The organism is Rhizobium sp. H4 (assembly GCF_003013335.1).
Taxonomy (GTDB): Bacteria; Pseudomonadota; Alphaproteobacteria; order Rhizobiales; family Rhizobiaceae; genus Rhizobium; species Rhizobium sophoriradicis.
This window is the reverse complement of record NZ_PSOW01000008.1, coordinates 1-24625: the sequence shown is the minus strand read 5'-3', so window position 1 is coordinate 24625 and position 24625 is coordinate 1. Positions and strand designations below refer to the sequence as shown.

The 24625-nt window shown below is 61.3% G+C and carries 27 protein-coding genes; 4 read left to right on the top strand and 23 right to left on the bottom strand.

Annotation, left to right across the window (positions count from 1 at the left end; genetic code table 11):
- Nucleotides 1-6: 6 nt before the first annotated feature.
- The 9 genes from C4N04_RS13795 to C4N04_RS13755 all read right to left on the bottom strand — a co-directional run bounded on the left by C4N04_RS13795 (nucleotide 7) and on the right by C4N04_RS13755 (nucleotide 7593).
- Nucleotides 7-579, bottom strand: a complete 573-nt coding sequence (locus C4N04_RS13795; protein WP_106796255.1) for a L,D-transpeptidase — start codon at nucleotides 577-579, stop codon at nucleotides 7-9.
- Complete coding sequence (locus tag C4N04_RS13790) at nucleotides 576-1718, bottom strand: response regulator/pilus assembly protein (protein WP_040112802.1); 1143 nt, start codon at nucleotides 1716-1718, stop codon at nucleotides 576-578. The genes C4N04_RS13795 and C4N04_RS13790 overlap by 4 nt, the downstream gene beginning before the upstream one ends.
- Before the next feature lie 28 nt (nucleotides 1719-1746).
- Complete coding sequence (locus C4N04_RS13785; protein ID WP_106796254.1) at nucleotides 1747-2379, bottom strand: TadE/TadG family type IV pilus assembly protein; 633 nt, start codon at nucleotides 2377-2379, stop codon at nucleotides 1747-1749.
- The gene (locus tag C4N04_RS13780; protein ID WP_106796253.1) at nucleotides 2373-2852 is read right to left on the bottom strand and encodes a TadE/TadG family type IV pilus assembly protein; all 480 of its coding nucleotides are present in this window, start codon (nucleotides 2850-2852) and stop codon (nucleotides 2373-2375) included. The genes C4N04_RS13785 and C4N04_RS13780 overlap by 7 nt, the downstream gene beginning before the upstream one ends.
- Nucleotides 2849-4453 (bottom strand): pilus assembly protein TadG-related protein, encoded by a 1605-nt coding sequence (locus C4N04_RS13775; RefSeq protein WP_096769150.1) that lies wholly within the window; start codon nucleotides 4451-4453, stop codon nucleotides 2849-2851. Before C4N04_RS13775 ends, C4N04_RS13780 begins: the two co-directional genes overlap by 4 nt.
- A gap of 95 nt (nucleotides 4454-4548) precedes the next feature.
- Nucleotides 4549-4854, bottom strand: coding sequence for a hypothetical protein (locus tag C4N04_RS13770; RefSeq protein ID WP_106796252.1), 306 nt, complete (start codon nucleotides 4852-4854; stop codon nucleotides 4549-4551).
- Complete coding sequence (locus tag C4N04_RS13765; RefSeq protein ID WP_106796251.1) at nucleotides 4838-6325, bottom strand: type II and III secretion system protein family protein; 1488 nt, start codon at nucleotides 6323-6325, stop codon at nucleotides 4838-4840. Before C4N04_RS13765 ends, C4N04_RS13770 begins: the two co-directional genes overlap by 17 nt.
- Nucleotides 6326-6379: 54 nt before the next feature.
- Nucleotides 6380-7297 (bottom strand): Flp pilus assembly protein CpaB, encoded by a 918-nt coding sequence (cpaB, locus tag C4N04_RS13760; RefSeq protein ID WP_106796250.1) that lies wholly within the window; start codon nucleotides 7295-7297, stop codon nucleotides 6380-6382.
- A 98-nt stretch (nucleotides 7298-7395) separates the two neighbouring features.
- Nucleotides 7396-7593 carry a hypothetical protein gene (locus C4N04_RS13755; RefSeq protein ID WP_106796249.1) on the bottom strand — a complete coding sequence of 66 codons (198 nt, stop codon included), beginning with the start codon at nucleotides 7591-7593 and terminating at the stop codon, nucleotides 7396-7398.
- Between the two features lie 260 nt (nucleotides 7594-7853).
- Between C4N04_RS13755 and C4N04_RS13750 the strand changes: the two genes are divergently transcribed.
- Nucleotides 7854-8369 carry a prepilin peptidase gene (locus C4N04_RS13750; RefSeq protein ID WP_106796248.1) on the top strand — a complete coding sequence of 172 codons (516 nt, stop codon included), beginning with the start codon at nucleotides 7854-7856 and terminating at the stop codon, nucleotides 8367-8369.
- Between the two features lie 49 nt (nucleotides 8370-8418).
- On the opposite strand, the gene C4N04_RS13745 is transcribed toward C4N04_RS13750, so the two are convergent.
- From C4N04_RS13745 to C4N04_RS13725, 5 genes are read right to left on the bottom strand one after another with little or no spacing between them, the layout of a single operon-like run.
- A complete protein-coding gene (locus C4N04_RS13745) occupies nucleotides 8419-9405 on the bottom strand; it encodes an oligopeptide/dipeptide ABC transporter ATP-binding protein (RefSeq protein WP_106796247.1) in 987 nt (328 codons plus the stop codon).
- On the bottom strand, nucleotides 9402-10373 hold the full coding sequence (locus C4N04_RS13740; protein ID WP_106796246.1) for an ABC transporter ATP-binding protein: 972 nt from the start codon (nucleotides 10371-10373) through the stop codon (nucleotides 9402-9404). The genes C4N04_RS13745 and C4N04_RS13740 overlap by 4 nt, the downstream gene beginning before the upstream one ends.
- Nucleotides 10373-11290 (bottom strand): ABC transporter permease, encoded by a 918-nt coding sequence (locus C4N04_RS13735; RefSeq protein WP_106796245.1) that lies wholly within the window; start codon nucleotides 11288-11290, stop codon nucleotides 10373-10375. The genes C4N04_RS13740 and C4N04_RS13735 overlap by 1 nt, the downstream gene beginning before the upstream one ends.
- Complete coding sequence (locus tag C4N04_RS13730) at nucleotides 11287-12207, bottom strand: ABC transporter permease (RefSeq protein WP_096764752.1); 921 nt, start codon at nucleotides 12205-12207, stop codon at nucleotides 11287-11289. Before C4N04_RS13730 ends, C4N04_RS13735 begins: the two co-directional genes overlap by 4 nt.
- 37 nt (nucleotides 12208-12244) lie before the next feature.
- Entirely contained in the window at nucleotides 12245-13759 is a 1515-nt protein-coding gene (locus tag C4N04_RS13725; protein WP_106796244.1) for an ABC transporter substrate-binding protein, read from the bottom strand.
- 202 nt (nucleotides 13760-13961) lie between these two features.
- Here C4N04_RS13725 and C4N04_RS13720 point away from each other — a divergent pair, with 202 nt between their 5' ends.
- On the top strand, nucleotides 13962-14747 hold the full coding sequence (locus tag C4N04_RS13720; RefSeq protein WP_106796243.1) for an IclR family transcriptional regulator: 786 nt from the start codon (nucleotides 13962-13964) through the stop codon (nucleotides 14745-14747).
- Between the two features lie 71 nt (nucleotides 14748-14818).
- Nucleotides 14819-15541 carry a ribonuclease activity regulator RraA gene (locus C4N04_RS13715; RefSeq protein WP_106796242.1) on the top strand — a complete coding sequence of 241 codons (723 nt, stop codon included), beginning with the start codon at nucleotides 14819-14821 and terminating at the stop codon, nucleotides 15539-15541.
- Nucleotides 15542-15582: 41 nt separating this feature from the next.
- Here the strand turns inward: C4N04_RS13715 and C4N04_RS13710 are convergent, their stop codons facing one another.
- From C4N04_RS13710 to C4N04_RS13670, 9 genes are all read right to left on the bottom strand, one after another.
- Nucleotides 15583-16494, bottom strand: coding sequence for an ABC transporter permease (locus C4N04_RS13710; RefSeq protein WP_106796241.1), 912 nt, complete (start codon nucleotides 16492-16494; stop codon nucleotides 15583-15585).
- Nucleotides 16491-17588: an ABC transporter permease gene (locus tag C4N04_RS13705; RefSeq protein ID WP_106796240.1), complete on the bottom strand. Its 1098-nt coding sequence runs from the start codon at nucleotides 17586-17588 to the stop codon at nucleotides 16491-16493. Before C4N04_RS13705 ends, C4N04_RS13710 begins: the two co-directional genes overlap by 4 nt.
- On the bottom strand, nucleotides 17585-19105 hold the full coding sequence (locus C4N04_RS13700) for an ABC transporter ATP-binding protein (RefSeq protein WP_096769160.1): 1521 nt from the start codon (nucleotides 19103-19105) through the stop codon (nucleotides 17585-17587). Before C4N04_RS13700 ends, C4N04_RS13705 begins: the two co-directional genes overlap by 4 nt.
- A 3-nt stretch (nucleotides 19106-19108) precedes the next feature.
- The gene (locus C4N04_RS13695) at nucleotides 19109-20209 is read right to left on the bottom strand and encodes a BMP family ABC transporter substrate-binding protein (protein WP_064823290.1); all 1101 of its coding nucleotides are present in this window, start codon (nucleotides 20207-20209) and stop codon (nucleotides 19109-19111) included.
- 21 nt (nucleotides 20210-20230) lie between these two features.
- Nucleotides 20231-21610, bottom strand: coding sequence for an amidohydrolase (locus tag C4N04_RS13690; protein WP_106796239.1), 1380 nt, complete (start codon nucleotides 21608-21610; stop codon nucleotides 20231-20233).
- Between the two features lies 1 nt (nucleotide 21611).
- Entirely contained in the window at nucleotides 21612-22271 is a 660-nt protein-coding gene (locus C4N04_RS13685) for a glutathione S-transferase family protein (RefSeq protein ID WP_106796238.1), read from the bottom strand.
- On the bottom strand, nucleotides 22268-23110 hold the full coding sequence (locus tag C4N04_RS13680) for an aromatic ring-hydroxylating dioxygenase subunit alpha (protein WP_106796237.1): 843 nt from the start codon (nucleotides 23108-23110) through the stop codon (nucleotides 22268-22270). Before C4N04_RS13680 ends, C4N04_RS13685 begins: the two co-directional genes overlap by 4 nt.
- A complete protein-coding gene (locus tag C4N04_RS13675) occupies nucleotides 23107-23748 on the bottom strand; it encodes a Rieske 2Fe-2S domain-containing protein (RefSeq protein ID WP_106796236.1) in 642 nt (213 codons plus the stop codon). Before C4N04_RS13675 ends, C4N04_RS13680 begins: the two co-directional genes overlap by 4 nt.
- Nucleotides 23749-23883: 135 nt before the next feature.
- Entirely contained in the window at nucleotides 23884-24171 is a 288-nt protein-coding gene (locus tag C4N04_RS13670; protein ID WP_106796235.1) for an acylphosphatase, read from the bottom strand.
- Between the two features lie 203 nt (nucleotides 24172-24374).
- Between C4N04_RS13670 and C4N04_RS32015 the strand changes: the two genes are divergently transcribed.
- A partial coding sequence (locus tag C4N04_RS32015) for a hypothetical protein (RefSeq protein WP_210205050.1) occupies nucleotides 24375-24625 on the top strand: 251 nt, incomplete at its 3' end.

Here is a 24625-nt window from a genome sequence, read left to right as displayed (position 1 = left end):
CCTGTACTATTTTACAATGACCGTGGAACCGACTTTCACCCTCTCATAGAGATCGATGACGTCGGCATTGCTCATGCGAAAACAGCCGGATGACGCGAAACCGCCGACCGTCGACTGCTCGTTCGTTCCATGAATGCGGTAGAGCGTGTCGGTCCTGTCCTTGTAGAGATAGATCCCGCGAGCGCCCAATGGATTGAGCGGCCCGGCAGGCACCAGGTCCGGAAGTCCGGCTGAGCGCGCCCTCATCTCGGCAGGCGGGCGCCAGTCAGGCCACTCGGCCTTGCGTCCAACCTTGACGGTACCGCTCCAGCGAAATCCGTCTCGCCCGACGCCGATTTTGTAGCGGATCGCGCGTCCTTCAGAGATGACGAGATCCAGCGTGCGGTTTGCGGTGACGATGACGATTGTCCCAGCCGCATAGTTCTTTTCGATCGTCACCACGGCGCTTGACTTCGGCCCAAGGCTTCGTGGCACAAGCCCAGTTGCCGCGGCATCCCCGGCGGCGGCCAGAATTGCCAAAACCACAAGGCTGACATGGGCGGCGCGGGACCTTATGCGCCCACTGGCGACCGCCTTCATCGCACCAGTGCTCCGAGTTTGCCGACCGCGGCGCAGAAGCGCGCCCGCGAATTCACTTGAAATGGCAGCACGCCGCGGTTAGCCGCCTCGCTCAAGGTGTCCCAGTCATCGCCAATGACATGCGTTGGGATATCCTTGAAAATCTTCTCCGTTTGTTGTCGGCGCACGCCGAGGCCGAAGAGCTTGGCGCGGTATTTGTTGATGACGATGAATATCTGATCCGAACTGCCTCGCAGCCGTACCAGATTGGCAAACAAGTCCTTGGCTTGAGAGAGCGCGGGAACCGTCATCTCGGTGACGATGCAGATGCTGTTGACCGAGGTGAGCACATCGTATTTCCACGGCGTGTCATAATAGGGAATGTCGATGATCGTGTGGTCGCTCTCGAAGGCGGCCACGTCGAGCATACGCAGCACGAGTTCACCGCCCTTCGGGGCCAGAAGGACGGATGGCTGCTTGAAGGACAGCAGTGAAAAGCCCCCCGAATGGCGCTTTCTGACCAGATCGATGAATTCCAGATCGACCCGGGAAGGATTGGCAATGACTGGTTTCAAGTCGTAGTCGTTGACAAGGTTGAGATAATAGCCAAGCGTCCCGGCGCAAAAATCCGTGTCGAACAAGTCTACCCGCGGCGTGGAATTCTTGGTCGGCTGGGCCAGCACATGCGCGAGCGATGATGCGATCATGCTGGCGCCGGCCCCGCCGACGGCTGAGACCACGGCATGCACCCGGCTGTCGCTGGCCCCAGTGCCTGGCGCATGGGTCGAAATCATGTCGATCAGTGCGCGGCGCTCGAGCGGCTTCTTCAGCCAGTCGTTGCCGTTCAGGCGGAAGAGCAGCCGCAGCATGTCGTCCGGCAGATCTTCGGATACGACGACGAGGGGGATATCCCGGTAGCTGGTGCGAAACGCGAAGAGCTCGGGACGCTGCAGCAATTCGCCCTTGTCGACGTCGAGAACGATCAGATCGAACTTCGTCGGATCGAACTTGCCCTTTTCTCCGAGCGCCTTCAGTGCCAGATGGCGGACATCGTAACGCGAAAGCGACCCGAACGTATCGAGCATGAAGCTCGCTGCAGCTGCGTCGTCGGAGAGAACCAGGATCTTGGTGGATGCGGCAATGTTCATGTGAGCTGTCATTTCGCTTTCCTACGCGTAATAAAAGGAGTCAGCAGGTTGAGCAGGTCTTTAGATCTTCCGTCGTGATCGTCACCGGATGGGCCGGGATGGTGACGTCGTTCAGTCCCAACAGCCCGCCGAGGATCGGCAGATCGAAGGTGATGTCCCGCACCTCCAGCCGCATCGTCAGCACAGGCCCGTCCGGCCGTCCCCAGTAGCCGAGCCCAGATCGCTGATAGGTGACCATCAGGTTCTGCGGCTGGATGCGCCAGTTGAGATCGCAAATGCCGGGGTAAGGATCAGTTCCTGCTTGGCAGAGGCCATCGCTTCCCAGGACGATCCGGTTTAGTTCCTCAACGTTGCATCCGGCTTTGGACGGTCCACAGGTCGCGGAAATAGTCGCATCGTTTGGCGTTGCTTTGCCGTTGTTGAGCGGATCGGCAGCTTCGGTCGGGAAGGCCTCCTCGAAGTCATCTTCGTTCACCAGCGGATTGGATACCGCCGCCAATCGGGCACCATATTGCAGTGCCTTGACCGTCTGGTTCCACTGCGACATGGCATAGCCGAACTCGATGAAGGCGGCGAATACCAGCATGACGATCGGAAAGGTCAGCAGGGCTTCGACGAGGCTGGCACCACTGCTATCCTGCCAGAATGACTTGATTGCCCTGGAGATCACCATCCGATGTATCTCTCTTCATGGAAGGAACTGATGGTGATGGCATCGATCCCCAGAAAGCCGAACACCGGCGAGCTCTTGTAGAGGTGAGCCGTGGAAAGGGTAATGTTGCCGTCCGCATCCGGTGCAGTGATGGTGATGTCGGCAGCGTCCTTCCACTCGGGGACACGGGGTTTAGCGTCTGCCGCGGGTGTTTGCGTTCCGTAAAAAGCGATCGTCTTCGCAGTCCCCTGATTGCATGTCGGCACATAGGTTCCCGACGCCGGTCGGCATCGCGAGAGGTAACGCCCGGCATCGCGCAAGCCTGCGTCGATCTGCATGCGCTGCCAGAAGATGCTGCCGAACTCCAGTATCCCCGCCGCAAAGAGCGTCACAAAGGGTATGGCGAGCAGCGCTTCGGCAAGCACTGCGCCTTCCTCCCGCCGCCAGAAGCCGAGGCAAAGTCGACGCCGGATAAAATTGCGGAGCACCATCATCTGACCAGCTCCGCTTCTTCCCGCAGGAATTCGTCCAGCGTACCGCGGCCACCCTTGCCGGTGATGTCGATCATCTCCAGGGAAAGGTATCGTTCGCCGGCCGCCTTTATCGCCGGCTTGGTCAGGAACATGCGCGCGAAGGCCACGGCGCGCGTGGCCTTGTGACCGTTCAGATGGCCGACCGAGGCTTCATAGCCGCAATTGACAATGGCCGAGAAGATCTCGCGGCGGTCACCAAATTCGGCCGCCGTATAGTTCGAAAGATCCGGGCCGCTATAGCACTGGCCGCCCGTTGCCGGTGTTCCGGTCTCACCATTGGCCGAGGCATGGCTGATGAAAGACGGGGTTGCAAGCTCGTAACGATAAACATCGTAGGCGGAGGGTTGGCTCGGTGTTCCGGTCGCCTGCGGGGGATAACTGGAGTAGTTGCTGAGAACCGTGCTCACGGAGGGCACAGCCGTTCCCTGCGCGACGTTCCAATAGGTGTTGTACTGCCAATTGTTGCCGCTGCTGATCTTGCCGCCGGCAAGCGAGGTCATGGACGCTCCGTAGCCCAGCGGCAAAGCCTTGGTCGCATCGCCGACAACATCTCCGACCATGACTGGATCGTAGGTATCGCAGCCCTTCTTTCCCTTGCCGGCGATTGTCTGAGCCGCGCGTGTGTTTTGGGCAGGCCGGTAACGATAATCGCCGTTCGCCTTGTTGAACGATGAGGAGTAAAAGCCGAAGCGGGTATTCACGCCGTCCTCGACAGGTCCCGCCTTTGCGCCGGTCTCCGTATCGAGGCTGTCCTGTGTGTAGCAGGTACCGGGATTGCCGGTGGCAAGAGCCTCCGCCAGCACGGATGCACCATTGCCCAAGGGGGTCCGGAGGAACCCGAAATTGCCGGGACCGGGATTGGACGCCGCAGTGCTGTGAAGCTCGATCTGTCGCCCGTAGAGATTGCCGGCCGCGAAATTGGTGTGCAAGGCCGTCGCTGCATCTTCGCTGGCGCTTTCACTCGTGTTGCCGACCGGCTCGAACGGATTGCAGATAAAGATCGGCGTCACGTCGCAGGCGCTGGCGTGGTAGACCGCCACGGCGTCGGCAGCGACGTTGATCGTATTGCGGGTGAAGCCAACCGGGATCGGAAAGATCGTCTGCATCGCCTGCGGCTTGGCGATGACCCAGGCATAGGAAGCTTCGCTGGCCACGGTCGTTTCCATCGAAGACGGGATGGGAGTGTCGTCGTTGGCCGGGATTTCCTTCAGAAAAAGGACCGTGACCGTGCTCCCGGCATCGTTTCCGGCGTCGTAGGTCACTGAAATATGCGAGCCGAGCGACATGCCAGTTCCGCCCGCGGAGAAAGCCGCGCTATTGGAGATTTTCTCGATCGCCGTCTGCGCCCGGGTAATGGCATCATCACGCCCATCAAGTTCACGGGCTCCGGCCAGAGCCATCGCATCGACGGCGTTCTGGAGATCGGTATGCAGGTTGCTGCTGCGGCCGACATCGATGATCAGCAGCGAAAAGCCGAGAAGCATTGGCATGGCGATCAGCGTCAAGGCGATGACATAGCCGCGATGATCGTTCCAGAACCGTCTGACAACCCTGCTCAGCATTGGCACACCCCCCATCACGGCGCTATCCGCCGTGACGACCCCATTTTGTGCATTTTCCGTTCCGGCGCGCTGCCGCCGTTCATGCCTTTCGCCAGCTACTGGCTGGCGGTCGCCCCGTTGGACGCCCCATTAGCCCCCGTGGCCGGCGACGGCTGAACAACGCCAAGCCCGCCGTTCTGATACTGAGTGACCACCCTGCGGATCAGCTTGCCGTCGCTTGCAATGCGGGTTCGCTGGGCTTCCGGCGGGAACGGGTCCTCGATATGGATGGCCTTGTTTGCTTCCACGGCATTGCCGGCCCCGAAAGTGATCGTGTCGCGATTGTTCATGTAGTCGGCGCAGCCGGAAGCGAGGCCGGCGGCTGCAAGGACGAGAAGGACCCGCTTAGCGTTTTGTAACAACGACTTTGCCTCCCTGATTCAGGTCGAGACGATGACCGTAAGGCCCAGTCACACCTACGCCGTTGCGAAAGCGTCGGAGCATGTCCTTATCGACTTCCATGACACCGAGCGCGAAAAGCTCGACGTCGTTGGACGAACGCGTCTGATCGAGCGGACTGTAGAGGTCCTCACCCGGGCGGGCCGGTCGCACAATGTGCGGGGTGACGACGATAACGAGGTCGGATTCCTTCTTCTGGAAACTGGTCGAACGGAACAGTGCGCCGAGGACCGGTATCTGCCCGAGGCCCGGCAACTGCTGGATGTCCTTGGCATTGATCGACTGCAGCAGGCCCGCCATGGCAAAGCTCTGGCCGTCGCGAAGCGCGACCGTGGTGCTGGCAGCGCGCGAGATGAAACCGGGATTGCCGTTGACGTTGATCGACGGATCAAGCTCGGAAACTTCAGGCTCGATCTCCAGATTGATGACGCCGTCGTCAAGCACGACCGGCTTGAAGGTCAGCCGCACACCGAAGGGGCGATAGTCCGTCTCGGTGGCGACTGTGGTGCCGTTATTCGTCGTCTTCAGGATCGGCACTTCACCACCGGCATGGAAGCTCGCGGTCGAGCCGCTCATGGCGATGAGGTTCGGCTGAGCCAGGCGGCGCGCCAATCCCTTCTGCTCGAGCGCGTTGATGACCACGTCGATGTTGCCGCCGGAGATTTGCAGCACCTTGGCGATCAACTGGCCGAAGGGCAGCATACCCGTTGCCGCACCCTTGGGGTCAAGGAGGCTACGGACCAGGTTGCCCTCATCGGTCACGGTGATACCTTGGCTGTGCGTTGCCTTGCCGATGCCGTTGTTGCCTTGCCCGGACCAACCGATCCCGAGGTCACGACCCGTCTGGCGCGAGGCTTCGATGATACGAACCTCCAGCATCACCTGCTGGCTGTCACTGACGCGCAACTGGTTCAGCACCGGCTGGTCGGAATAGGACTGGGCGATTTCCAGCACCCGCTGCAATTCAATGCCGTCCCGGACCACGCCTACCAGGCGAATGCGATCGTTGGAGTTGACCACCCTGACCCGGGCTGAGGGCGCGGCAGAGCGAATGGCGGAGGCGACTTCGCTGAAATCGCTGGCGACGCGGATGTCGATGACGCCGAGGAGCGACTTGTCGTCGCCATAAACCGAGATATTGGTGGCGCCGATCTTCTTGCCGCGCACGAACAGCGACCGGTCGGAAAGCGGCACGACGTCGATCATATCGGCGCTGCCGATGACCAGATCGCCGAAAGGCTGGCCGGTATTGAGCGTCAGCGTCTCGTTCGGAGGCAATGTCACATGCTGGACCGATTTGCCGAGCGTGACGGACTTTTCCTGTGCGCTGGCGGAGCCCGCAAATCCCGGCCCTAAACACACACAGGCCGAAAACACTGCTGCTAGTGCCGCAAGGCTTTTCGTCCTTGCGATTCGTCTCTTGCCGTTCGCCATGCCTGCTTTAGCCCCCTCATTCGGCTAGCCGCACTTGCGGCTGCCGCCTAAATATCACTGGATCAGGCCGACTCGGTGCTCCTCGCGCTTGGTCGTGTTCCAGACACCCACTGTCGCCCACTTCGGCTCGACCGGCAACACCGGCTCGACCTTTTGTTCCACAATCTGCACTTGTTTTGCCGGTTCTGGCAACTTATTCTTTTCCAAGTCCTTGCCTAATTCCGTCGCCATCGCCCCGCCACCGAGGTCGGCGACGGTGATCGGCCGGGTTTGCTCGACAGAGGAGGAGGCAATATTGCGAAGCGCCAGTGAGAGCGTGCCGATACTGGAGCCGAGGGTGAGGCGCTGGGCCTCATCAGTCGTGACCTCGAAGGTCACGGTTTTCACGACGGATGGCTCGTCCTTGCGCTCGTCTGCCGTCTGGTCCACCGCCAGCACCTTGACGCCTTGCAGAAGAACGTCGACGAAGGTCTGATCGTTGCCTGCCGGTCCGCGCACGACCCGCGTCAGAAGCACGTCGACGCGATCTGAGGGCCTTACGAAGCCGGCAACGCCGAGTACGTCGTTGACGCGGATGGAGACCGCCTTCATGCCTTGGTCGAGCGCAGCCGACAGCGTGGCGCGTTCGCCGGTACCGGTGATTTTCGAGGACAGTACCGGTTCCCCGGGGTCGATCGCCGCCATGGCATAACGCGGCTGGGCATCGTTGCCGACGACCGTCTCGATGCTGACGAAGGAGCCTGCGGGTGTTTCATTGGAGGGCCACGGAATGGCCCTGAGATTTTCGGATCGGATCCGGTCGCCGAAGCGCATTGGCTTGGCGGCGACGACCAGCGTCCGTTCCTCCGCCTTCATGCCGTTCATCGCTAGCAGCCGGGCCTTCTGATCGGACAGATACTCGCGCATCCCGAAAACTGCTGCTGCGGCGAGTACAAATGCAATTACGAGGCTTAAAATTGTTGAAGAACGCATCGCGGTCACTCGCTACACTGGACGGAGCGCATCCATTCATTGCTGCTAATTTAGAAGAGAGGGGTTAACAAAACCCCTCCCATCTTCACACGCCAATATCAGGCGGCCGGGACAGCCAGCTCGGTGGTGAACCACCCTGCCCATGCCGTCCAAACGTTAGCCAGATTGGTGCCGGCCAACGTCACCGCCGTGATCACGCCGCCAACCAGCAAGGCGAGCAGAATGAGGTATTCCGTGAGTGCCACCCCATCTTCTTCCCGCGCGAAAGCGCGTACGCTGTTTACAAATGCTTTCATCGAGAATTACCTCCCAGGTAAGTTGTGCGCCGTAAATCCCCCCGGCCGCAGTGTCGTTGAGACCTCCTCTTCGACTGGGAATATTAATAGTCTGTTAATTCTAATTTAGTCAAATGTTTTATACCAGCCCGAATTGAGATTTATACTTATGGTTAAGACGAAAGTCCGAAGACGTGCGGTAAAAACCGGCTGATTCGCTGGAATTGCGTGAAAAATCGAAGTTACGTGCTAGATAACCATAGCCCAAAAGGTAGATTCCTATGTCGCAACTGGCCGTTTTTATTAACTCGCTATCAGTATTACTTTTTGTCTACGCGGCCTGGACCGATTTCCGCACCTGGAAAATCCCCAACACGATCGTGCTTGCGCTCGTGACACTTTATGCACTGCGCGCGGTGGCCGTGATGCTTAGCTCCGAGGATGTCGGCGCGGCACTCTTTGCTTCGAGCGGAATTGGCGGCGACGTCGGGGCCGGTCTGCTGATGTTTATGCTTGGAGTGGTGCTGTGGGTGTTCCGCCTGTTTGGCGCGGGAGACGCCAAGCTTTTCCTGCCGATCGGCCTTTTTGTCGGATGGCACGGAATGCTGCCGTTTTCGTTTTTGCTCCTCGTCCTCGGCATCATGACGCTCCTGATCCTGCGTCTGCCGGTACCGTTGCGCGTTGCTCATCTCGCCTTTTTCATGCGCGTCGAGGAAATCCGGGCAAGCCGGAAGATACCTTACGGCGTCCTCATGGTTTTCGCCGCGCTCCTCACGTTGGCTCTGCAGCTACGGTGACCGGCATGGACATGGCTTCCTCGCAAGAGAAGCCTGGGTGCTCCGGTAGTCAGCCGGCGGTCGTGGAAAAACCCGGATCGGCGTGATGGCAGGCGGTCAGCAGTCCGGGGGCTGCCGTCCTGTTCGTCAAGGCCGGCTCCTGTTCCGCGCAGATCGATGTCGCCTTCCAGCAGCGGGTTCGAAACCGACATCCGCTCGGCGGATCGACGGGGCTTGGCAGGTCGCCTTTCAGCACGATGCGGCTGCGTTGTCCGCGAAGCCGCGGATCCGGTGTCGGGACTGCCGACATCAGGGCTTGGGTGTAGGGATGAGCCGGCGCGCTGAAGATCGACTGTTTCGGTCCTGTTTCAATAATTTTGCCGAGATACATCACCATTACCCGGTCCGAGACGTGCCGCACGACGGCAAGATCATGGGCAACGAACAGCATCGCCAGATTGCGCTCGCGCCTCAGCCTGGCGAGCAGATTGACGACTTGCGCCTGGACCGAGACGTCGAGTGCCGAGACCGGCTCGTCGCAGACGAGGAGGGTCGGATCAAGCGTCAGTGCGCGTGCAATGCCGAGCCGCTGCCGCTGGCCCCCCGAAAACTCGGAGGGATAGCGCTCCGCATGTTCGGCTCGCAATCCAACGGATTCGAGCAGCCTGACCGTCTCCTCCCGCCAACGGGACTTCGGCAGGACGCCGGGATGCAGCGCCCACGGTTCGGCGATCAATCGATCGACCCGCAGGCGCGGATTGAGCGACTGGTAGGGGTCCTGGAAGACGACCTGCATCTTTCGGCGCATATCGTGCAGCTGGCGGCCGCTTGCCCTGGTTATCTCGACGCCGTCGAGCAGGACGCTGCCGCTCGTTGCCGGCCCGAGCTTCAGGAGCGTGCGTACCAGCGAGGTCTTGCCGCATCCGCTTTCGCCGACGAGGCCGAGTGTTTCGCCCCGGGCGATCTCGAAGCTGACGTCATCGACGGCGCGCACTGCTGTTGCGCCATTGCCGAAGTGCCGGGCGAGATTTTGCACCTTGAGAAGAGGCTCGGTCATACTGGCGTTACCGGGAAATGGCAGGCGGCCTGGCGGCCTGGACCCACGGTTTTAAGATGAGGGACGCGCTCGGCGCAGATACCCGTAGCACGCGGACAGCGCGTCCTGAAGGCACAGCCGGACGGCAGGGCGACCGGATTGGGGGCCGAGCCGGGGATCGGGGTCAGCTCGTCCTCGTCGGTGTCGATGCGCGGCTGCGAGGCAAGCAGTCCAACGCTGTAAGGATGCCGGGCATCCGCGAAGAGTTCGAAAACATTTGCGGTTTCCACGATGCGGCCGGCATACATGACCGCGACACGGTCTGCGAGCTCGGCCACCACGCCAAGATCATGGGTGATGAAGATCATGCCGGCATCGCTGCGTTCCCGGATCGTGCGAAGCAGATCGACCACCTGCGCCTGGATCGTGACGTCGAGCGCCGTCGTCGGCTCATCGGCGATGATGATATCGGGTTCGAGCGCCACGGCCATCGCGATCATGATACGCTGGCGCATGCCGCCCGAAAACTCGTGCGGATACTGTCTGGCGCGGCGTTTGGGGTCGGGAATGCCGATCGCCGTCAGCAGGTCGATCACCGCATTTTCGACACCGCCTTCCGGGTTGCGCCCATGGATGCGGAACATTTCGGCGATCTGCCAGCCAACGGGATATACCGGATTGAGCGACGCCAGCGCGTCCTGGAAGATCAAGGCGATCCGGTCGCCGCACAAATCACGCCGCTCGCTTCGCGGAAGCTGCAGCAGCTCGGTGCCCTCGAAGCGGATGGAGCCGCGGTCGATGGCGCCGGGCGGATCGGGAACGAGGTCCATGATGGCCGCGGCGGTCACCGACTTTCCCGAGCCGCTTTCCCCCAGAAGCGCCAGGACCTCGCCGCGCTCAAGCGAGAAGGAAACGCCGTTGAGCGCGAGAATGCGGCCGGCAGCCGTATCGAAGCTAACCTGAAGGTCCCTGACGTCGAGAAGAGCCATCAGCGCCTCCGGCTCACGAGCCGCCAGTGCTGTGACGGATCATTGACGATCCGGAACCAGTTGGCGAGAAGGTTGAAGGACATGGTGGTGAACATGACGGCAAGACCGGGGAAGAAGCTGAGCCACCAGGCAGAGGACAGGTAGCCCTGGCCCTGCGCGACCATCAGGCCCCAGCTGACCGAAGGCGGTTGGATGCCAAGTCCGAGATAGCTGAGCCCGGATTCGAACAGCATGACCATGGCAAGATTGACGGAGGCGAGCGTCAGCATCGTCGGCGCGACGCTCGGGAGAATGTGGGTGCGCAGGATCCAGGTCGGTCCGCCGCCGAAAACACGCGCCGCGTCGACGAACAGTCTCTCCCGGACCTCCAGCGTTTCGGCTCTTGCAACGCGGATATAGGCTGGCATGCGGGTCACGGCGAGCACGATCACGAGGTTGCTGACGCTCGGGCCGAATAGATAGAGGCCGAACAAGGCCACCAGCAGCGTCGGGAAGCCGAGGATAATGTCGCAGATCCGCATGATGAGGCTGCCGACGAAGCCGCCGAAATAGCCGGCGACGACGCCGAGCAGCGTCCCACCGGCCAGGCTCGTCAACACCGTGACGAGAGCGATCCCGATGGTCGTCGATGCCGCCTCGATGAGACGGACGAGGAGAGGGCGCCCGAGCGCATCGGCGCCCAGCCACAAGGTCCAGGATTGGCCGAAGCTGAAGGGCGGCAGGTTGCGTGCCTTGAGCGAGATGCGGTTCTCGCCGAGGAGCGAAAGGCTGTCAGCAGCAATGGCAAGAACGACAATCAGCAGCCAGATGGTGGCCGCCACCGCCATCGGGTCACCCGAAAGCGCCCGCATGAGCCAGAGGATGCGCCGGCCGCGGCGCTCTCGGGCGGGGAGAAACTCGGCGGATGTGTCGGTCATTCGACCCTCACGCGCGGATCGATCGAGGCATAGAGCATATCGACCAGGATATTGATGAAGAAGATGACGACGGCGACGGCAAAGATCGATGCCTGAACGATCGCGAAATCGCGTTTCAGGATGCCGTCGATCAGAAGTTTGCCGATGCCTGGAAAACCGAAGACGACTTCGACCACACCGCCGCCGCCGGCGAATTGCGCGGCGAGGTCACCCGTCACCGTGACCGCCGGAAGGAGCGCATTGCGGAGCGCGTGCACGAAGGTGACGCGCCCGTCGCGAGCACCTTTGGCGCGGGCCGTGCGGACGAATGTCGCGTTCAGAGCTTCGATCATCGAGCCGCGGACGATCTGCACCAGAGTTCCGAACGGCCGAGCAAACAGGCAGGCGACTGGCAATACCCAGTAGACGGGACCACCAAAGCCTGAGGTCGGCAGAATTCGGAACGTGACTGCAAACAGAAGCACGCCCATCAGGCCGAGCCAGAAGTCAGGTACGCTGGCGGCGGACTGCGACAGGAGATTGATGCCCCGGTCGATCCAGCTACCGGCATTGACCGCCGCAATCGAGCCGACGACGATCGCGGCAGTAAAGGCGAGCGCCAAGGCAATGGCGCCGAGCGCCAATGTGTTCGGCAAGGCTTCCAGCACGACGTCCATCGCGGGGCGATGGTGCCAGAGAGACATGCCGAAATTGAGGCTGAGCATATCCCAGGCCCAATCGAAGAACTGCGCGAGAAGGGAACGATCGAGCCCAAGGCGGACGCGCATGGCTTCGCGCGCCGCATCCGAAGCGTCGACAGGCAGGTAGAGATTGACGGGATCACCCGTCAGCCGCACGAGGAAGAAAGCTGCCGTCATCAGGGCCGCAAGCGCGAGCGCTGCGAAGGCGGCGCGTCTCAGGAAATAGGTGAGGGACATCCGCTCTCCTCAGGCGACAGTGGTTGAGGCTCATCGATCAGCGATAGCTGATCGACTTCAGCTTGATCTCGTTGCCAGCCTGCACATCGGGGGTGTAGTTCACGTCCTTTGCGACGCGGGCAATCGAGACCATGTGGAAGAGCGGCGCGATATTGACCGCATCGACGGCGACGTATCGGAATGCTTCCTGGAACAGCTTCCTGCGCTCGTCGCCGGTTGCCTTCGAGCCCTCGGCGATCAGCTTGTCGAGCTTGGCGTCTGCAATCGTCGACTGATTGCCGTCGGTGGTGAAGCGGTTGGGCAGGGTGAATACGGCGTCCCCTTCGGCATTGTCGATCTGGGTCTGCAGGATTGACGGCTGGCGATCCTTGTCCCACGGCTTCAAGAGCCGTTTCAGCCAAGGGCTGGTCTCGAGCATTTCTAGCCGCGCGTTGAAACCGGCATCCGCCAGCATCGCCTGAATGGCCTCCAGGCTTTCGGAGGAGTTGGGATAGATGCCGATGCGGCCGTAGATGACGATCTCCTTGTCGACCGGCACGCCATCGGCCTTGGCCGCGGCAAGCAGCGACTTCGCCTTTCCCGGATCATAGGTCCAGACGGGAATGTCGGGATTGAAGCCGAACACTGAAGGCGGCACGACCTGCATCGCCTTCTGGGCGTCCCCATGGAAAATGGTTCCGACAAGACCGTCCCGGTCGATGGCGAGATTGAGCGCTTCGCGCACGCGTTTGTCGTCAAGCGGGGCCAGCTGGGCATCGATCCGCAACAGCGAAGTTTCAGCGTTCGGAAAGGCCTGGTCCTGTTCGGTCGTGCCGTCCTGCGGGGCGATCTCGTAGGCGATCTGCGCTTCGCCGGTCTCCACCATTGCCGCACGAACGGCGGATTCGGCACGCCAAATGATCGTCGCATGTTTGATTGCCGGCTTGTCGCCCCAATAGCCGTCATAGGCCGTCAGCGCGACGGACTGGCCTGGGGTCCACGCTTCCAGCTTGTAAGGCCCCGTCCCGGCCGGGCTGCGGGTCTTTCCGTCATTCGGGGTCGCCGGCGAACCGATGTCAACGGCAGACATCTTGTTCGGCAGGATCGGCTCGACGACATCGGTTTTGATGAGGACGGTGGTCGGATCGACGACCTGTGCATTGAGCTTGACGCCTTTCAAGGTGGCCAGCCCGACTTCGCAGGCCAGGGCCGGGTCTTGAGCCCGCTTAACGGCGGCGACGACTGCGTCGGAATCGAACGGCTTGCCGTCATGAAACGTCACGCCCTCGCGCAGCTTGAACTCCCAGGTCAGTTCATCGACCTGTCGCCAGCTGGTGGCCAGACTTGGAACGACCGATCCGTCCTGCGGGCTGAGGTTGACCAGCGCCTCAGTGATATTGTTGTGCAGGATGCGGGAGTTTCCCGAAAGGTCGGTGTCGCAGGGGTCTAGCGATTTCGGTTCGTCCGTCACCACAACCGTCAGCTTGTCCGCGGCGTAGGTAGGCATTCCGATGCCCGCCGCCAGGGAGATCGCAAGCCCGATGCGTAATGCGTGAATATTCCTTGTCGTCATGAAATCCTCCTCCCGCTCCAGCCGCGCGCGCCGGCATGCGCTTCGTGGCAGCCGTTCAACTGCTCGGGAGCTCTTTGGCGCTCTATCGACTTTACTTCCTCCCGCAAGCGCGTAGTGTCAAATACGACACTTGCGGTGGACAAGATGGTTGGCGACGGCGGGCAAGTCAAGAAGATTAATTCTCTAATGGAATACGAATTTCATGAACGAACCAAAGCATGGTTCTCCGGTGGTCGAAAAGACGGCGCATCTGCTCGAAGCGGTGGCGGACGCGAAAACGGGCATCTCGCTTGGCGCTTTGGTCGATCAGTTGCGCGTGCCACGTTCGACGGTCTACCGCATTCTGAATTCGCTCACCGCGCACGGTCTGGTCGCACGGGTCAATGGCGGAGCCTCCTACGAGCTCGGGCCTAAATTCGTCGAGCTTGCCCGGCGGATCTCGCCCGGTGCCGATCGGGTGACGCTGATTGAGGCGGCAAGGCCAATTTTGGCAGCGGCGGCGGAGCGGGTCATGGAATCCTTCAAGCTGGCCGTGCCCGAGGGGCATGAGATGATGACGATATTTGCCGCTTCCAGTCCTGGTGATTATGCTTTGTTTATTAAGGTTGGAGGGCGCTCGCGCAAACATGTTGGGGCAGCCGGCAAGCTTGCTCTGGCCTATGCGGACTACGGTGAAGCCGAAGCCTACTGCGCCGGCGGACTGGAGGCCAAGACCCCCTATACGATCACTGATCCGGAGGCGCTGAAAGAGGCGCTCGTGGAGATTCGCCGCAATGGATATGCTGAGGACAATCAGGAATCCAATCTCGGCTTGCGTGCTTTCGCCGCGCCGGTATTCGATGATCGAGGCGCTCTGATAGCCACCGTCAGCGTGCCCTTTATTGGGGAGGCGACGCCGGATCGGGCTCGATCGATCAAGCGCGAGGTCTTGGAGGCTGCTGGAACACTGACGAAATCGATTAACGGGGTGCATCCTCTGTTCAAATAAGAATAGAGAAATTCTCTATTGAACTATGGTCTCATTGTGGTAGATCTTCCGCCTGACAAGAGGAAGATCTCATGACTGCTTTAGACCCATTGATTTATGCAAAGCTTTTGCGGACGAATTCGGCGAGTCTCAGCAGTTTGCTGCTGAAGCGGGGGCTCAGGAATACCGCTGTTCGCGGCGTGCGGCCGCTCGCTGCGGCCGAAAAACCGATGGTCGGTCCGGCCGTCACCGTCCGTTATATTCCAGCGCGTGAGGATATCGACGGCTCGACCTACAGTTCCGACCCGTCCAACCAGCAACGCAAGGCGATCGATACGATTCCGGACGGCCACGTCCTGGTGTTCGACTGCCGCTCGATAGCCGAGATCGCAGGCATTGGCGCGGTGCTTGCTCGTCGGCTCGTTTATCGCGGCTGCGCCGGTCTCGTGCTCGACGGAGGCGTTCGCGACACCGCCGATATCGCCCAGCTCGGGCTTCCCACCTATTGCCTCGGTCCTGCGGCGCCCGCCAATCTGGTCGCCCACCACGCGTCGGATATGAACCAGCCGATTGCCTGCGGCGGCGTTGCCGTCTATCCGGATGACATCGTTTTCGGAGACAGCGAAGCCGTCATCATCATTCCTCGGGAATATGTGAGCGAAATCGCCGACGAGGCCGTCGCGATGGAGGAGCAGGAGGAGTTCCTGAAGCTTGAGATTGAATCCGGCAAGCCGACACTCGGCGTCTACCCACCCAATCAGGACACCCTGGAGCGCTACGAGGCATGGCGCAAGGCTCGCGTTGACCTCGGCTGAGGCGCTTGCAAAGGCAGCGCTCTCGGCGCCTTGGCTCGATGCTATCGCTCGAACGGCTCGCCGAGCGAGGCGATGCCATTGAGCTTGAGCAGGCGGCGATCCGCCGAAATGATGCCGAGCACGATGATCGTCACCAGATAGGGCAGGCATGCTAGTAGCTGCGAGGGGACGTCGAGCCCGGTCGCCTGGGCGGCGAGCCCCATCAGCGATACGGCCCCGAACAAACACGCCCCGAGAAAGATGCGTCCGGTCAGCCAGGTTCCGAAGACAACGAGCGCAATCGCAATCCAGCCGCGGCCGGCAATCATCCCATCTGCCCAGAGCGGCGTGTAGATCGTCGCAGCATAGGCGCCCGCGAAGCCTGCCATCATGCCGCCGAATGCGACCGCGGCGAAGCGGATGGCGATGACCGGATAGCCGATGGCATGCGCCGCTTTCGGGTTTTCCCCTACGGCGCGGATGATCAGACCGGCCTTGCTATAGGCAAACATCGCCCAGATCGCGATGGTTGAGGCCAGCGAAAGCCAGACGACGATATCCTGGAGAAACAGGCCGCCGATGACGGGAAGATCGGAAAGGCCGGGAATGGCGATCTTCGGCAGAGCCCTGACAGTCAGGCTCTCGTAGGTCTTGCCGAACAGCGCCGACAGGCCTTGCCCGAGAATCCCGATGGCAAGCCCTGTCGCGACCTGGTTTGCGTTGAAGCCGAGCACGATGACCGCAAAGATCAGCGACAGGAGGGCGGCGCCGAGGCCGCCGGCGAGGAAAGCCAGAAAATGGCCGCCGCCGTGGTAGACGATGATGAAGGCGATGACGGCGCCGAGTGCCATCAGCCCCTCGACGCCAAGATTGAGAACCCCGGCGCGTTCGGCGACCAGCTCCCCAAGCGCTGCCAGGAGAAAGGGTGTCGCAGCCGCCAGCATTCCGGCGAGGATGAACTCGATGGCGTTCACGTGGCGCTCCTGGTTGCCGCCGGTCGCCAGGCAAGGCGGTAGCGCGTGAAGGCGATGGCGACCAGATAGGCGAGAAGCAGGCTGCCCTGGAAAACCCGGACGGCGGCAACCGGGAGATTGGCCGAAACCATGGCGTTGTCACCGCCGATATAGAGCGCCGCCATGACGATGGCTGAGATGATGATGCCGATCGGATGAAGGCCGCCGAGATAGGCGACGATGATTGCCGCATAGCCGTAGCCGGTGGAGATCGAGCGCTGCAATTGACCGAGGGGGCCGGCGACCTCGGCGGCACCGGCAAGACCGGCTGCCGCTCCGCCGATCAGCAGGGAAAGCCAGATCGCCCGGCTTTCCGTGAATCCGGCGTAGCTCGCCGCCCGCGGCGCCAATCCGCCGACCTGCAATTTGTAGCCGATGAAGCTCTTCTGCATGAAGACCCAGGCGGCAATCGACAGGAGGAGGGCGAGGATGAGCGAGACATTGACGCGCGTTCCCTCGATCAGGATCGGCACCATCGCGGCATACTGGAACATGACGGATTGCGGGAAGTTGAAGCCGTTCGGATCTTTCCAGGGGCCGAGCAGCAGATAATTGAGGAGCTGCACGGCAACGAAGCTCAGCATCAGTGAAACGAGGATCTCATTGGCATTGAGCCTGACGCGCCAGAAGGCGGTGAATGACGCCCAGAATGCCCCGCCTATCGTGCCGAGCAGCAGCATTGCCGGCCAGATCCATTGTCCTGTTGCGTCAGGCCACCAGATCGGAATGGCGGAGGCGAATATCGCACCGAGGACGAATTGTCCTTCGGCCCCGATATTGAACACCTTGGCGCGAAAGCCGATGGCAAGCCCCTGCGCGATCAGGAGCAATGGCCCGGTCTTCAGGAGCACCTCGGAGAACGACGCCCAGGAGAAGAAGGGCTCGATCAGCATCGCATAGACGACCGCAGCCGGATCGCGGCCCATGACGACGTAAAGTCCGAGATTGAGAATGACGGTGACGATGAGGGCTACCGGCGGCGCGAGAAGGGTGGCGGTAAGCGATGCCCGCTCCCGGCGGACCAGCTTGGGCAGGGCGAGGAAGGTTCTGCTCATGCGGGGGCTTTCTCGCGATGCGGCTTGGCTCCGATCATGTAACGGCCAATCTCTTCGGGCTCGGTGTCGCGCGTGACCAGCGGCGGGCTCAGCGTGCCATGGTGCAGGACCTGGATGAAGTCGCAGAGTTCGAACAATTCCTCGAGCTCCTCGGAAATGATGAGGATCGCCATGCCTTCATTGCGAAGGCTGATGAGCCGCTTGCGGATTGCCGCGGCTGCACCGATATCGACCCCCCAGGTCGGCTGGGCGAGGAAAAGAAGCTTCGGCGCCAGCATGATTTCGCGTCCGACGATGAATTTCTGCAGGTTGCCGCCGGAAAGCGACCCTGCCTCCGCATCGGGGCCGGGGGTGCGCACGTCATAGTCGCGGATGCATTCATTGGTGAAGCTCTTCGCCCGCGTCCTGTCGAGCAGGCCATGCCTGACAAGGTCGAGAGGATGGGCGGTCAGCAGGCTGTTGAAGGCGAGCGACATTTCGGGAACCGCACCGCGGCCGAGCCGGTCCTCCGGGACGAAGGCGAAGCCGAGCCGCCGGCGGGAGGCGGCGTCGAGGGTGCCGACATCTCGGCCCATCATGAAGATCTGGTCGCGCTGATCCCGCGGCAGGACGGTCTCGCCTGAAATCAGCGCTGCGAGCTCGCTTTGGCCGTTTCCCGAAATTCCGGCAATGCCGAGGATTTCGCCGGCGCGCACCGCCAGGCTGACGTTGGAGAGCGGCACGGCAAAAGGATCCACCCGGTAGTCGAGGCCGATCAGTTCCAGGCGCTTTTCGCCCTCGGCTAAAGGCAGAGCAGGCATGGGTTCCGGCATGTCGCGGCCGATCATCATGCGCGCAAGCTCGTGGGCGTCATGCGCGCGCGGATCGACATGACCGGTCACGCGACCGCCGCGCAGGATCGTCGCCCGATCGCAGAGCGATTGGATCTCTTCCAGCTTGTGGGAGATGAAAAGGATGGATACGCCGCCGTCGCGCAGCCGGCGCAATGTTTCGAAGAGTTTTTCCACCGCCTGCGGCGGCAGCACCGACGTCGGCTCGTCGAGGATCAGCAGTTTCGGATCGGTCATCAGGCAGCGAATGATTTCCACCCGCTGCCTTTCGCCGACGGAAAGCGAATGCACATGGGCGAAAGGATCGACCTGGAGACTGAACTCACGCCCGAGCTTGCGAACCCGCTCGGCAAGTTCGCTCTTCTTGCCGGACACGATCAGGCGGATATTCTCGACGACCGTCAGGCTCTCGAACAGCGAGAAATGCTGGAAAACCATGCCGATGCCGGCGCGCCTTGCCTCCGCGGGAGAGGCAAGGCTGAGGGACTGTCCATTCCATGAGACCGTGCCGCTGTCCGGTTGCTCGACGCCATAGATCAGCTTCATCAGAGTCGATTTGCCAGCCCCGTTTTCTCCGAGGATGGCATGGATCGAGCCGGCCGCGACGTCGAGGTCGATCTGCCGATTGGCATGGACCTGACCGTAGCTTTTGGAAATGCCGCGCAGCGACAGAAGCGGGTTTACCATGGCTTACTTCGGCAACGGCGTCGTCACACCCTTGACGTGCCAATTCATGGCTACGATCTCAGCGTCCGTCAGCGTGGCACCGGAAGCGACGCCTTCACTGCCGTCAGCCTTGGTAATCGGGCCGGTGAATGGCGAGAAGCTGCCATCGGCGATCTTAGCTTCGATTTCCTTGATCTTGGTCATCGTATCGGCCGGAATCGCCGGGTTCCAGTCGACGACCTCGACCACCTTGTCGGCAACGCCGAGGAAGGTATTGGCGCCCTTGAACGTGCCGGCAAGATGCGCATCGACCGACGCCTTGAAAAACGGCGACCAGTCAGTGGCGACGCAGCCGAGATAGGTCTTCTCGGCATATTTCTTCATTGAGGAATTGAGATTGAAGGCATAGATGCCGGCGTCCTCGCAGGCCGAGATCACCGAAGGCGTATCCTGCGCGTTCGAGAAGATCGCGTCGCAGCCTTGCGAGATCAGCGCCTTGGCGGCTTCCTGCTCCTTGGCGGGATCGAACCAGGAATTGACCCAGACGACAGACACTTCGATATCCGGCTTGACGGCCTGTGCGCCGAGCGTGAAGGCATTGACGGAGGTGATCAGCTCGGGAATCGCGAAGGCCGAAACCGAGCCTAGCTTGCCGGTCTTGGAAACGGCCGCCGCCGCCATGCCCAGCAGATAAGTTCCCTGGAAATATTTGGCGGCGAAGGGCGAGAAATTCGGCGCGACCTGGAAGCCTGAAGCATGCAGGACGGTCACCTTGGGATTACGACGGGCAATCTGCAGCGCGCCGTTCTGATAGCCGAAGGAGCCGGCGATCAGGAAATGATTTCCGTCGGCGACGGTCTTGTTCATGATGCGGTCGGCATCCGGGCCTTCGGCGATGTTCTCGATAATCGTGACCTTCACCTTGTCGCCGTAAGCGGCCTTGATCGGGTCGATGCCGGCGGCAAGCGCATGGCCCCAGCCGACATCGCCGACCGGCGAGGGAACGACAAGGGCAATGCCGAGCGGTTCGTCGGCGGCAGCCACGGAGCGGCCGGCAAAAGCCGTCGCGAGACCGGCAGCCGCCGCGCTCTTCATGAGTGTTCTGCGGGTGAGATCGTTGGACATGTCAGTTCCCTCTTTTGGTTTTTAAAATTTCACTGTCTCGAGCGCCGCTTCCGCAGCGGCGAAAAGCTTGGACTCATCGAGCCCGATAAATTCGCCGGCCTGCCAGACGATGCGCCCGTTGATCATGGTCAGATCGGTCGGCATGCCGATCCCGACCTTGGCAATGAGGCTCAACGGATCATGACGCGTTCCGACATAATCCATCCGCCTCGTGTCGATCGCGAAGAGGTCGGCGGCCATGCCGGGAGCAAGCCGGCCGATATCGCTGCGGCCTAGCAGACTTGCGCCGCCCGCGGTCGCATAGTTCAGGAAATCCACGGGCGCGGGAACCGGATGGGCCCGCGTCGATGCCGCCAGGCATTGCAGCATATAGGCAGAGTGGATGCAGTGCATGAGGTTGGAGTTGTCGTTCGAAGCCGCGCCATCACAACCGAGACCGATGCGCAGGCCGAAATCCGCCATCGCAGGAATGTCCGTCACTTCGGCGCCGACCAGATAGACCGGCTCGGGGCAATGCGAGACACCCGTGCCGCTTGCCGTCAGCTTACGCAATTCGTCGTGTGTCAGCTCCCAGCAGTGAGCATAGTAGGTGTCTGGCCCGGCAAAGCCGAGTTCGGCGCAATAGTCGACCGTACGCATGCCGTACCGGGCTTCGATGACGGGGCTTTCGCCTTCACCGACATGCGTGTGCAATTGGACGCCGCGATCACGGGCGAGCGCCACCGACTCGACGAAGGTCTCGCGATAGCAATTGACCGGCTGGCAGGGGGCGACGACCACCTGCCGCATGCTGAAGGCATCGGCATCGTGATAGCTGTCGATCAGCCGGGCGCAATCGCCGATGAATTCATCCGTCGTTTCCAGCATGGCGTCCGGGATCGTCGACCCCTCGGACTTCGGCAGTGTGTTGCCGCCGCGTCCTGCGTGGAAACGCATGCCGAGAAGTTCGGCCGCCTCGAACTGGCGATCGATCAGGCGCTTTCCGGCGTGCCGGGGGAAACAATATTGATGGTCGAAGGCCGTGGTACAGCCATGTTTGATCATCTCGGCCATCGCCGTGACCGACGAATGGTAGAAGCAATCCTCGTTCAGCCGCGAGAAGATCGGATAGATCCGGTCGAGCCACTCGATGACGGAGAGCTTCGTCCAATCGAGATCGGCCCGGTTACGCACGAAGCATTGAAAGAAGTGGTGATGGGTGTTGACGAGGCCCGGATAGACAAACCAGCCGGATGCATCCTGGACGATCGTATTGGCCGGCATCGCCTCTTGCGGCAGATTCGCACCGATCGCCTGGATTGCCGGACCATTGGTCAGCAGATCCGCATTGCGGCGCACAGTTGGCCCATTGCCTTCGTCGACAATAATCGCTGCGCAGTTTTTCAGGAGATAGCCGGCCATCTCACTTCTCCAGACCGGCCGCATGAGGATCGGGCTTCAACTCGTGCAGGCGGTGGATGCCGGGCATTTCGATGAAACCCTCAAGGCTGCGGATGGCCCGCAGCCAGAGCCGGATGTTCGGATAGGGATCGAGCGATATGCCGCCATCAGGCGCCAGCGCCACATAGGGGAAGCAGGCGATGTCGGCGATGGTCGCGCGCTCCGATATCAGGAACCGCATGCCGCGGAGCCGCTGCTCGAAAAGGCCCGCCTCCAGCTCGCGCAGCGCAGCGACCCCTTGTGCCTGCAGGGCCTCGATATTGCCGGGGCGCAGAAGCATCTGATGCAGCCGTGCGCCGCCAAGATTGGCCGTCAGCCGGTGCGAAAAAGAAAGCCATTGCTGCAGGCGCGCCGTCTCCTGCGGCGCGCTCGAACCCAGCCATTCCGGCCCGCTCAGAGCGGCGAGATAGGCAAGGATGGCTGAAGATTCCGTCAGGACAAGGTCGCCATCCTCAAAGATCGGGATGGAGCCTGCCGGATTGAGGGCCAGAAGTTCAGGGCCGCGATGCTCGGCGCCGGGATGGAAGTCGACCGGCCGGATGTTCAGCTTGACGCCGAGGATCGCAGCCATCAGGCGGATCTTGTAGCAACTCGGCGAGAGGATGTAGTCGTAGAGCTTCATTGTGCGACCAGCTGCGCGCCATAGAGATAGTTATGGCGCTTTAGCCAGCGCCGGTAAGCGATCGATGTCATGTCGGCCCGGGTCGGAATTTCCATGCCGGGATCGAGCGGCAGAAGCGCCGGGATCTGGTTTTCGAGGATCGACCGATCCTGCAGGAAAATCATCTGCTGAAAATGGATGAGGTCTGTCATTGGCGTGACGTCGTCGAAGAGGGCCATCCACGGCCACACGTCGCAAATATCTTCCGCAAGCGGCTGGACGAACAAGGTAATGACATCCCATTCCTTCGGGCGGGGAGGGCAGGTCTTGTAGAGCACCGAGCAGGTCGGAGCCGGCACGCGGTACATATATTCGGTGGTTATCCCGCCGGTCGCCGATTTTGCCGCCTGCGGCTGGTAGAATTTCACCTGCGTCGCCCAGACTTCATCCTCGCGGATCTCGACCTTGTAACTTTCGACTTCGGTGTGCGGCTCGGCGCCGAGTATATCCGTATGGACAAAGGGAAAATGCGCGATGTCGAGGAAGTTCTCGACCGCTCTCAGAGGCGAACAGCGTACCCGCACGACGCCGACATCGACGAAGCGGCGGCCGGGCTGATCCGCCTCGGGAATGGCAAACAGTTCCTTGGCGGGGTTGCCGAGAGAAGACCAGACATGGCCGTAGCGGACGCGGACGGGCAGGGCGCGTCCAGCGCTCGATCTAACCCGAGCCGCGCCATCAGGCGTGCGCGTCACCTCTATGGGCTCGCCCATCAAAGCGGTTTTGCTTCCCGCCTCGGTGAGCTGACTGAAGAGGCCGACCGGGTACCATTCATCGATCATCGCACCCGCCCCTGTCATGCGACATCCTTTCGGTCTGTTTCCGCCCGGCGGCGCAAGGCCTCGGCGAAGCGCGACGCCATGAGCCGATCGGGGACATTTCGACCCTGTTCGACAAGGACGTGAACGAGCGTGCGCCCGATCTGTGTCGTCGGCAGCAGCCGGACCCACGGACAATCAGCAATGCCGATCAGCCCGTTCGCATCGGATTTTCCGCCGGCTGCCGCCTCGATCGCTGCAATATCGGCCTCCAGCGTCAGCGAACGAAGGGGAACGAGATGGTCAAGGCGCGGCGGCGGGGCCACCGGTTCGCCGACCGCCACCCAGATGATGCCATCCGATTCTTCGACCTGCTGAACGGCGACGCGGATCGTCTCCGGCGGTACGAGATCAGGATGAGCCGGGATACGAATGCATCCTCCCGCCGGAGAGTAGCTCCAGCCGTGATAGATACAGGAGAGCGCCTCGCCACGCACGAAGCCATGAGACAACCGCATCCCACGGTGCGGACAGCGGTCGGACGATGCCGATATGCGCCCGGACTGACTGCGCCAGAGAGCAATCGCCCCCGCGGGAGTCCAGGCCGGTATGACAGTTGCCGGCGGCAGATCGGCGGAAAGCGCGACAGGCGTCCATGAGCCGGCCGTATCAGAGAACATGACCTTTACTTCCTCAATTTTACCAATGCTTTAGCGCCGCTGACCATACATTGTTGCCGAGGTTGCAGTCTTCGTTTTCAGAAGCTTGCATAAAAGATTCGCATTGGCAACAATGATCAAATTAAGTGCATGCGATCAATGCTGAGCAGGTTGCAGCGTGTCGGCGGGATCTACAATTTTGCGCTGAATCTCGTCGACCCAGACATCGATCGGTCCGAGTGAGCAGCCCATTTCCAGCATGTCGATCAGCTCCACGGGCCCCACCACCTCGAGCTCGATCCGGTCGGCGCCGGCGTAAAGGAAGTGCTGGGAAAGGCCGAGCTTGTCGGCATGGCGGCGAATCCACGGGACGAATGAGGCGGCATTGACGTCACCAACGATCGTGATCCGTTCCCGCAACTCGCTCTGGCGTGATGGCCTCATCGATTTCACTCGTTTTCTATGATGATGACAGCATAGCGCGTCGATGCCATTGTGAAAGGGGCATGAGCGGGCGAATGGTCTTGGCGCTTTCGCCGGACATCAGGACAGGACGACAGTCAGCTTGCCGGCGGCGTTGCGACGTCGTCGCATCTGCAGATGGATCCCGGACGTCGAAGTATAGGCGGCCCGGATCTGCTCGGGACATGAGGCACGACAACACGGAGATCGTTCTCGCGCGCCGGCAATCTCGTTTTACCCGTCGAAACTGGACTGCATCGTTTTACTGGCATGTCGCACTTGGAAATAGAATTCAGCCAGTTACAGGCGATGTGGCGGTGAAGTTGGAATGTCCGGATCTCTGCAAAGTCGAAATGTCACTTTGGTCTGCATCCGGCAGGCCGATCAGCCCCGATCTGAGCGGCTGGTCCGGGTTGCAAGATCAGATCGGGGCGGG

What these genes read in the sequence shown, in the direction of transcription:
- C4N04_RS13795 (WP_106796255.1), bottom strand. Translation starts at nt 579, where the DNA reads ATGAAGGCGGTCGCCAGTGGGCGCATAAGGTCCCGCGCCGCCCATGTC.
- C4N04_RS13790 (WP_040112802.1), bottom strand. Translation starts at nt 1,718, where the DNA reads ATGACAGCTCACATGAACATTGCCGCATCCACCAAGATCCTGGTTCTC.
- C4N04_RS13785 (WP_106796254.1), bottom strand. Translation starts at nt 2,379, where the DNA reads ATGGTGATCTCCAGGGCAATCAAGTCATTCTGGCAGGATAGCAGTGGT.
- C4N04_RS13780 (WP_106796253.1), bottom strand. Translation starts at nt 2,852, where the DNA reads ATGATGGTGCTCCGCAATTTTATCCGGCGTCGACTTTGCCTCGGCTTC.
- C4N04_RS13775 (WP_096769150.1), bottom strand. Translation starts at nt 4,453, where the DNA reads ATGCTGAGCAGGGTTGTCAGACGGTTCTGGAACGATCATCGCGGCTAT.
- C4N04_RS13765 (WP_106796251.1), bottom strand. Translation starts at nt 6,325, where the DNA reads ATGGCGAACGGCAAGAGACGAATCGCAAGGACGAAAAGCCTTGCGGCA.
- cpaB (WP_106796250.1), bottom strand. Translation starts at nt 7,297, where the DNA reads ATGCGTTCTTCAACAATTTTAAGCCTCGTAATTGCATTTGTACTCGCC.
- C4N04_RS13755 (WP_106796249.1), bottom strand. Translation starts at nt 7,593, where the DNA reads ATGAAAGCATTTGTAAACAGCGTACGCGCTTTCGCGCGGGAAGAAGAT.
- C4N04_RS13750 (WP_106796248.1), top strand. Translation starts at nt 7,854, where the DNA reads ATGTCGCAACTGGCCGTTTTTATTAACTCGCTATCAGTATTACTTTTT.
- C4N04_RS13745 (WP_106796247.1), bottom strand. Translation starts at nt 9,405, where the DNA reads ATGACCGAGCCTCTTCTCAAGGTGCAAAATCTCGCCCGGCACTTCGGC.
- C4N04_RS13740 (WP_106796246.1), bottom strand. Translation starts at nt 10,373, where the DNA reads ATGGCTCTTCTCGACGTCAGGGACCTTCAGGTTAGCTTCGATACGGCT.
- C4N04_RS13735 (WP_106796245.1), bottom strand. Translation starts at nt 11,290, where the DNA reads ATGACCGACACATCCGCCGAGTTTCTCCCCGCCCGAGAGCGCCGCGGC.
- C4N04_RS13730 (WP_096764752.1), bottom strand. Translation starts at nt 12,207, where the DNA reads ATGTCCCTCACCTATTTCCTGAGACGCGCCGCCTTCGCAGCGCTCGCG.
- C4N04_RS13725 (WP_106796244.1), bottom strand. Translation starts at nt 13,759, where the DNA reads ATGACGACAAGGAATATTCACGCATTACGCATCGGGCTTGCGATCTCC.
- C4N04_RS13720 (WP_106796243.1), top strand. Translation starts at nt 13,962, where the DNA reads ATGAACGAACCAAAGCATGGTTCTCCGGTGGTCGAAAAGACGGCGCAT.
- C4N04_RS13715 (WP_106796242.1), top strand. Translation starts at nt 14,819, where the DNA reads ATGACTGCTTTAGACCCATTGATTTATGCAAAGCTTTTGCGGACGAAT.
- C4N04_RS13705 (WP_106796240.1), bottom strand. Translation starts at nt 17,588, where the DNA reads ATGAGCAGAACCTTCCTCGCCCTGCCCAAGCTGGTCCGCCGGGAGCGG.
- C4N04_RS13700 (WP_096769160.1), bottom strand. Translation starts at nt 19,105, where the DNA reads ATGGTAAACCCGCTTCTGTCGCTGCGCGGCATTTCCAAAAGCTACGGT.
- C4N04_RS13695 (WP_064823290.1), bottom strand. Translation starts at nt 20,209, where the DNA reads ATGTCCAACGATCTCACCCGCAGAACACTCATGAAGAGCGCGGCGGCT.
- C4N04_RS13690 (WP_106796239.1), bottom strand. Translation starts at nt 21,610, where the DNA reads ATGGCCGGCTATCTCCTGAAAAACTGCGCAGCGATTATTGTCGACGAA.
- C4N04_RS13685 (WP_106796238.1), bottom strand. Translation starts at nt 22,271, where the DNA reads ATGAAGCTCTACGACTACATCCTCTCGCCGAGTTGCTACAAGATCCGC.
- C4N04_RS13680 (WP_106796237.1), bottom strand. Translation starts at nt 23,110, where the DNA reads ATGACAGGGGCGGGTGCGATGATCGATGAATGGTACCCGGTCGGCCTC.
- C4N04_RS13675 (WP_106796236.1), bottom strand. Translation starts at nt 23,748, where the DNA reads ATGTTCTCTGATACGGCCGGCTCATGGACGCCTGTCGCGCTTTCCGCC.
- C4N04_RS13670 (WP_106796235.1), bottom strand. Translation starts at nt 24,171, where the DNA reads ATGAGGCCATCACGCCAGAGCGAGTTGCGGGAACGGATCACGATCGTT.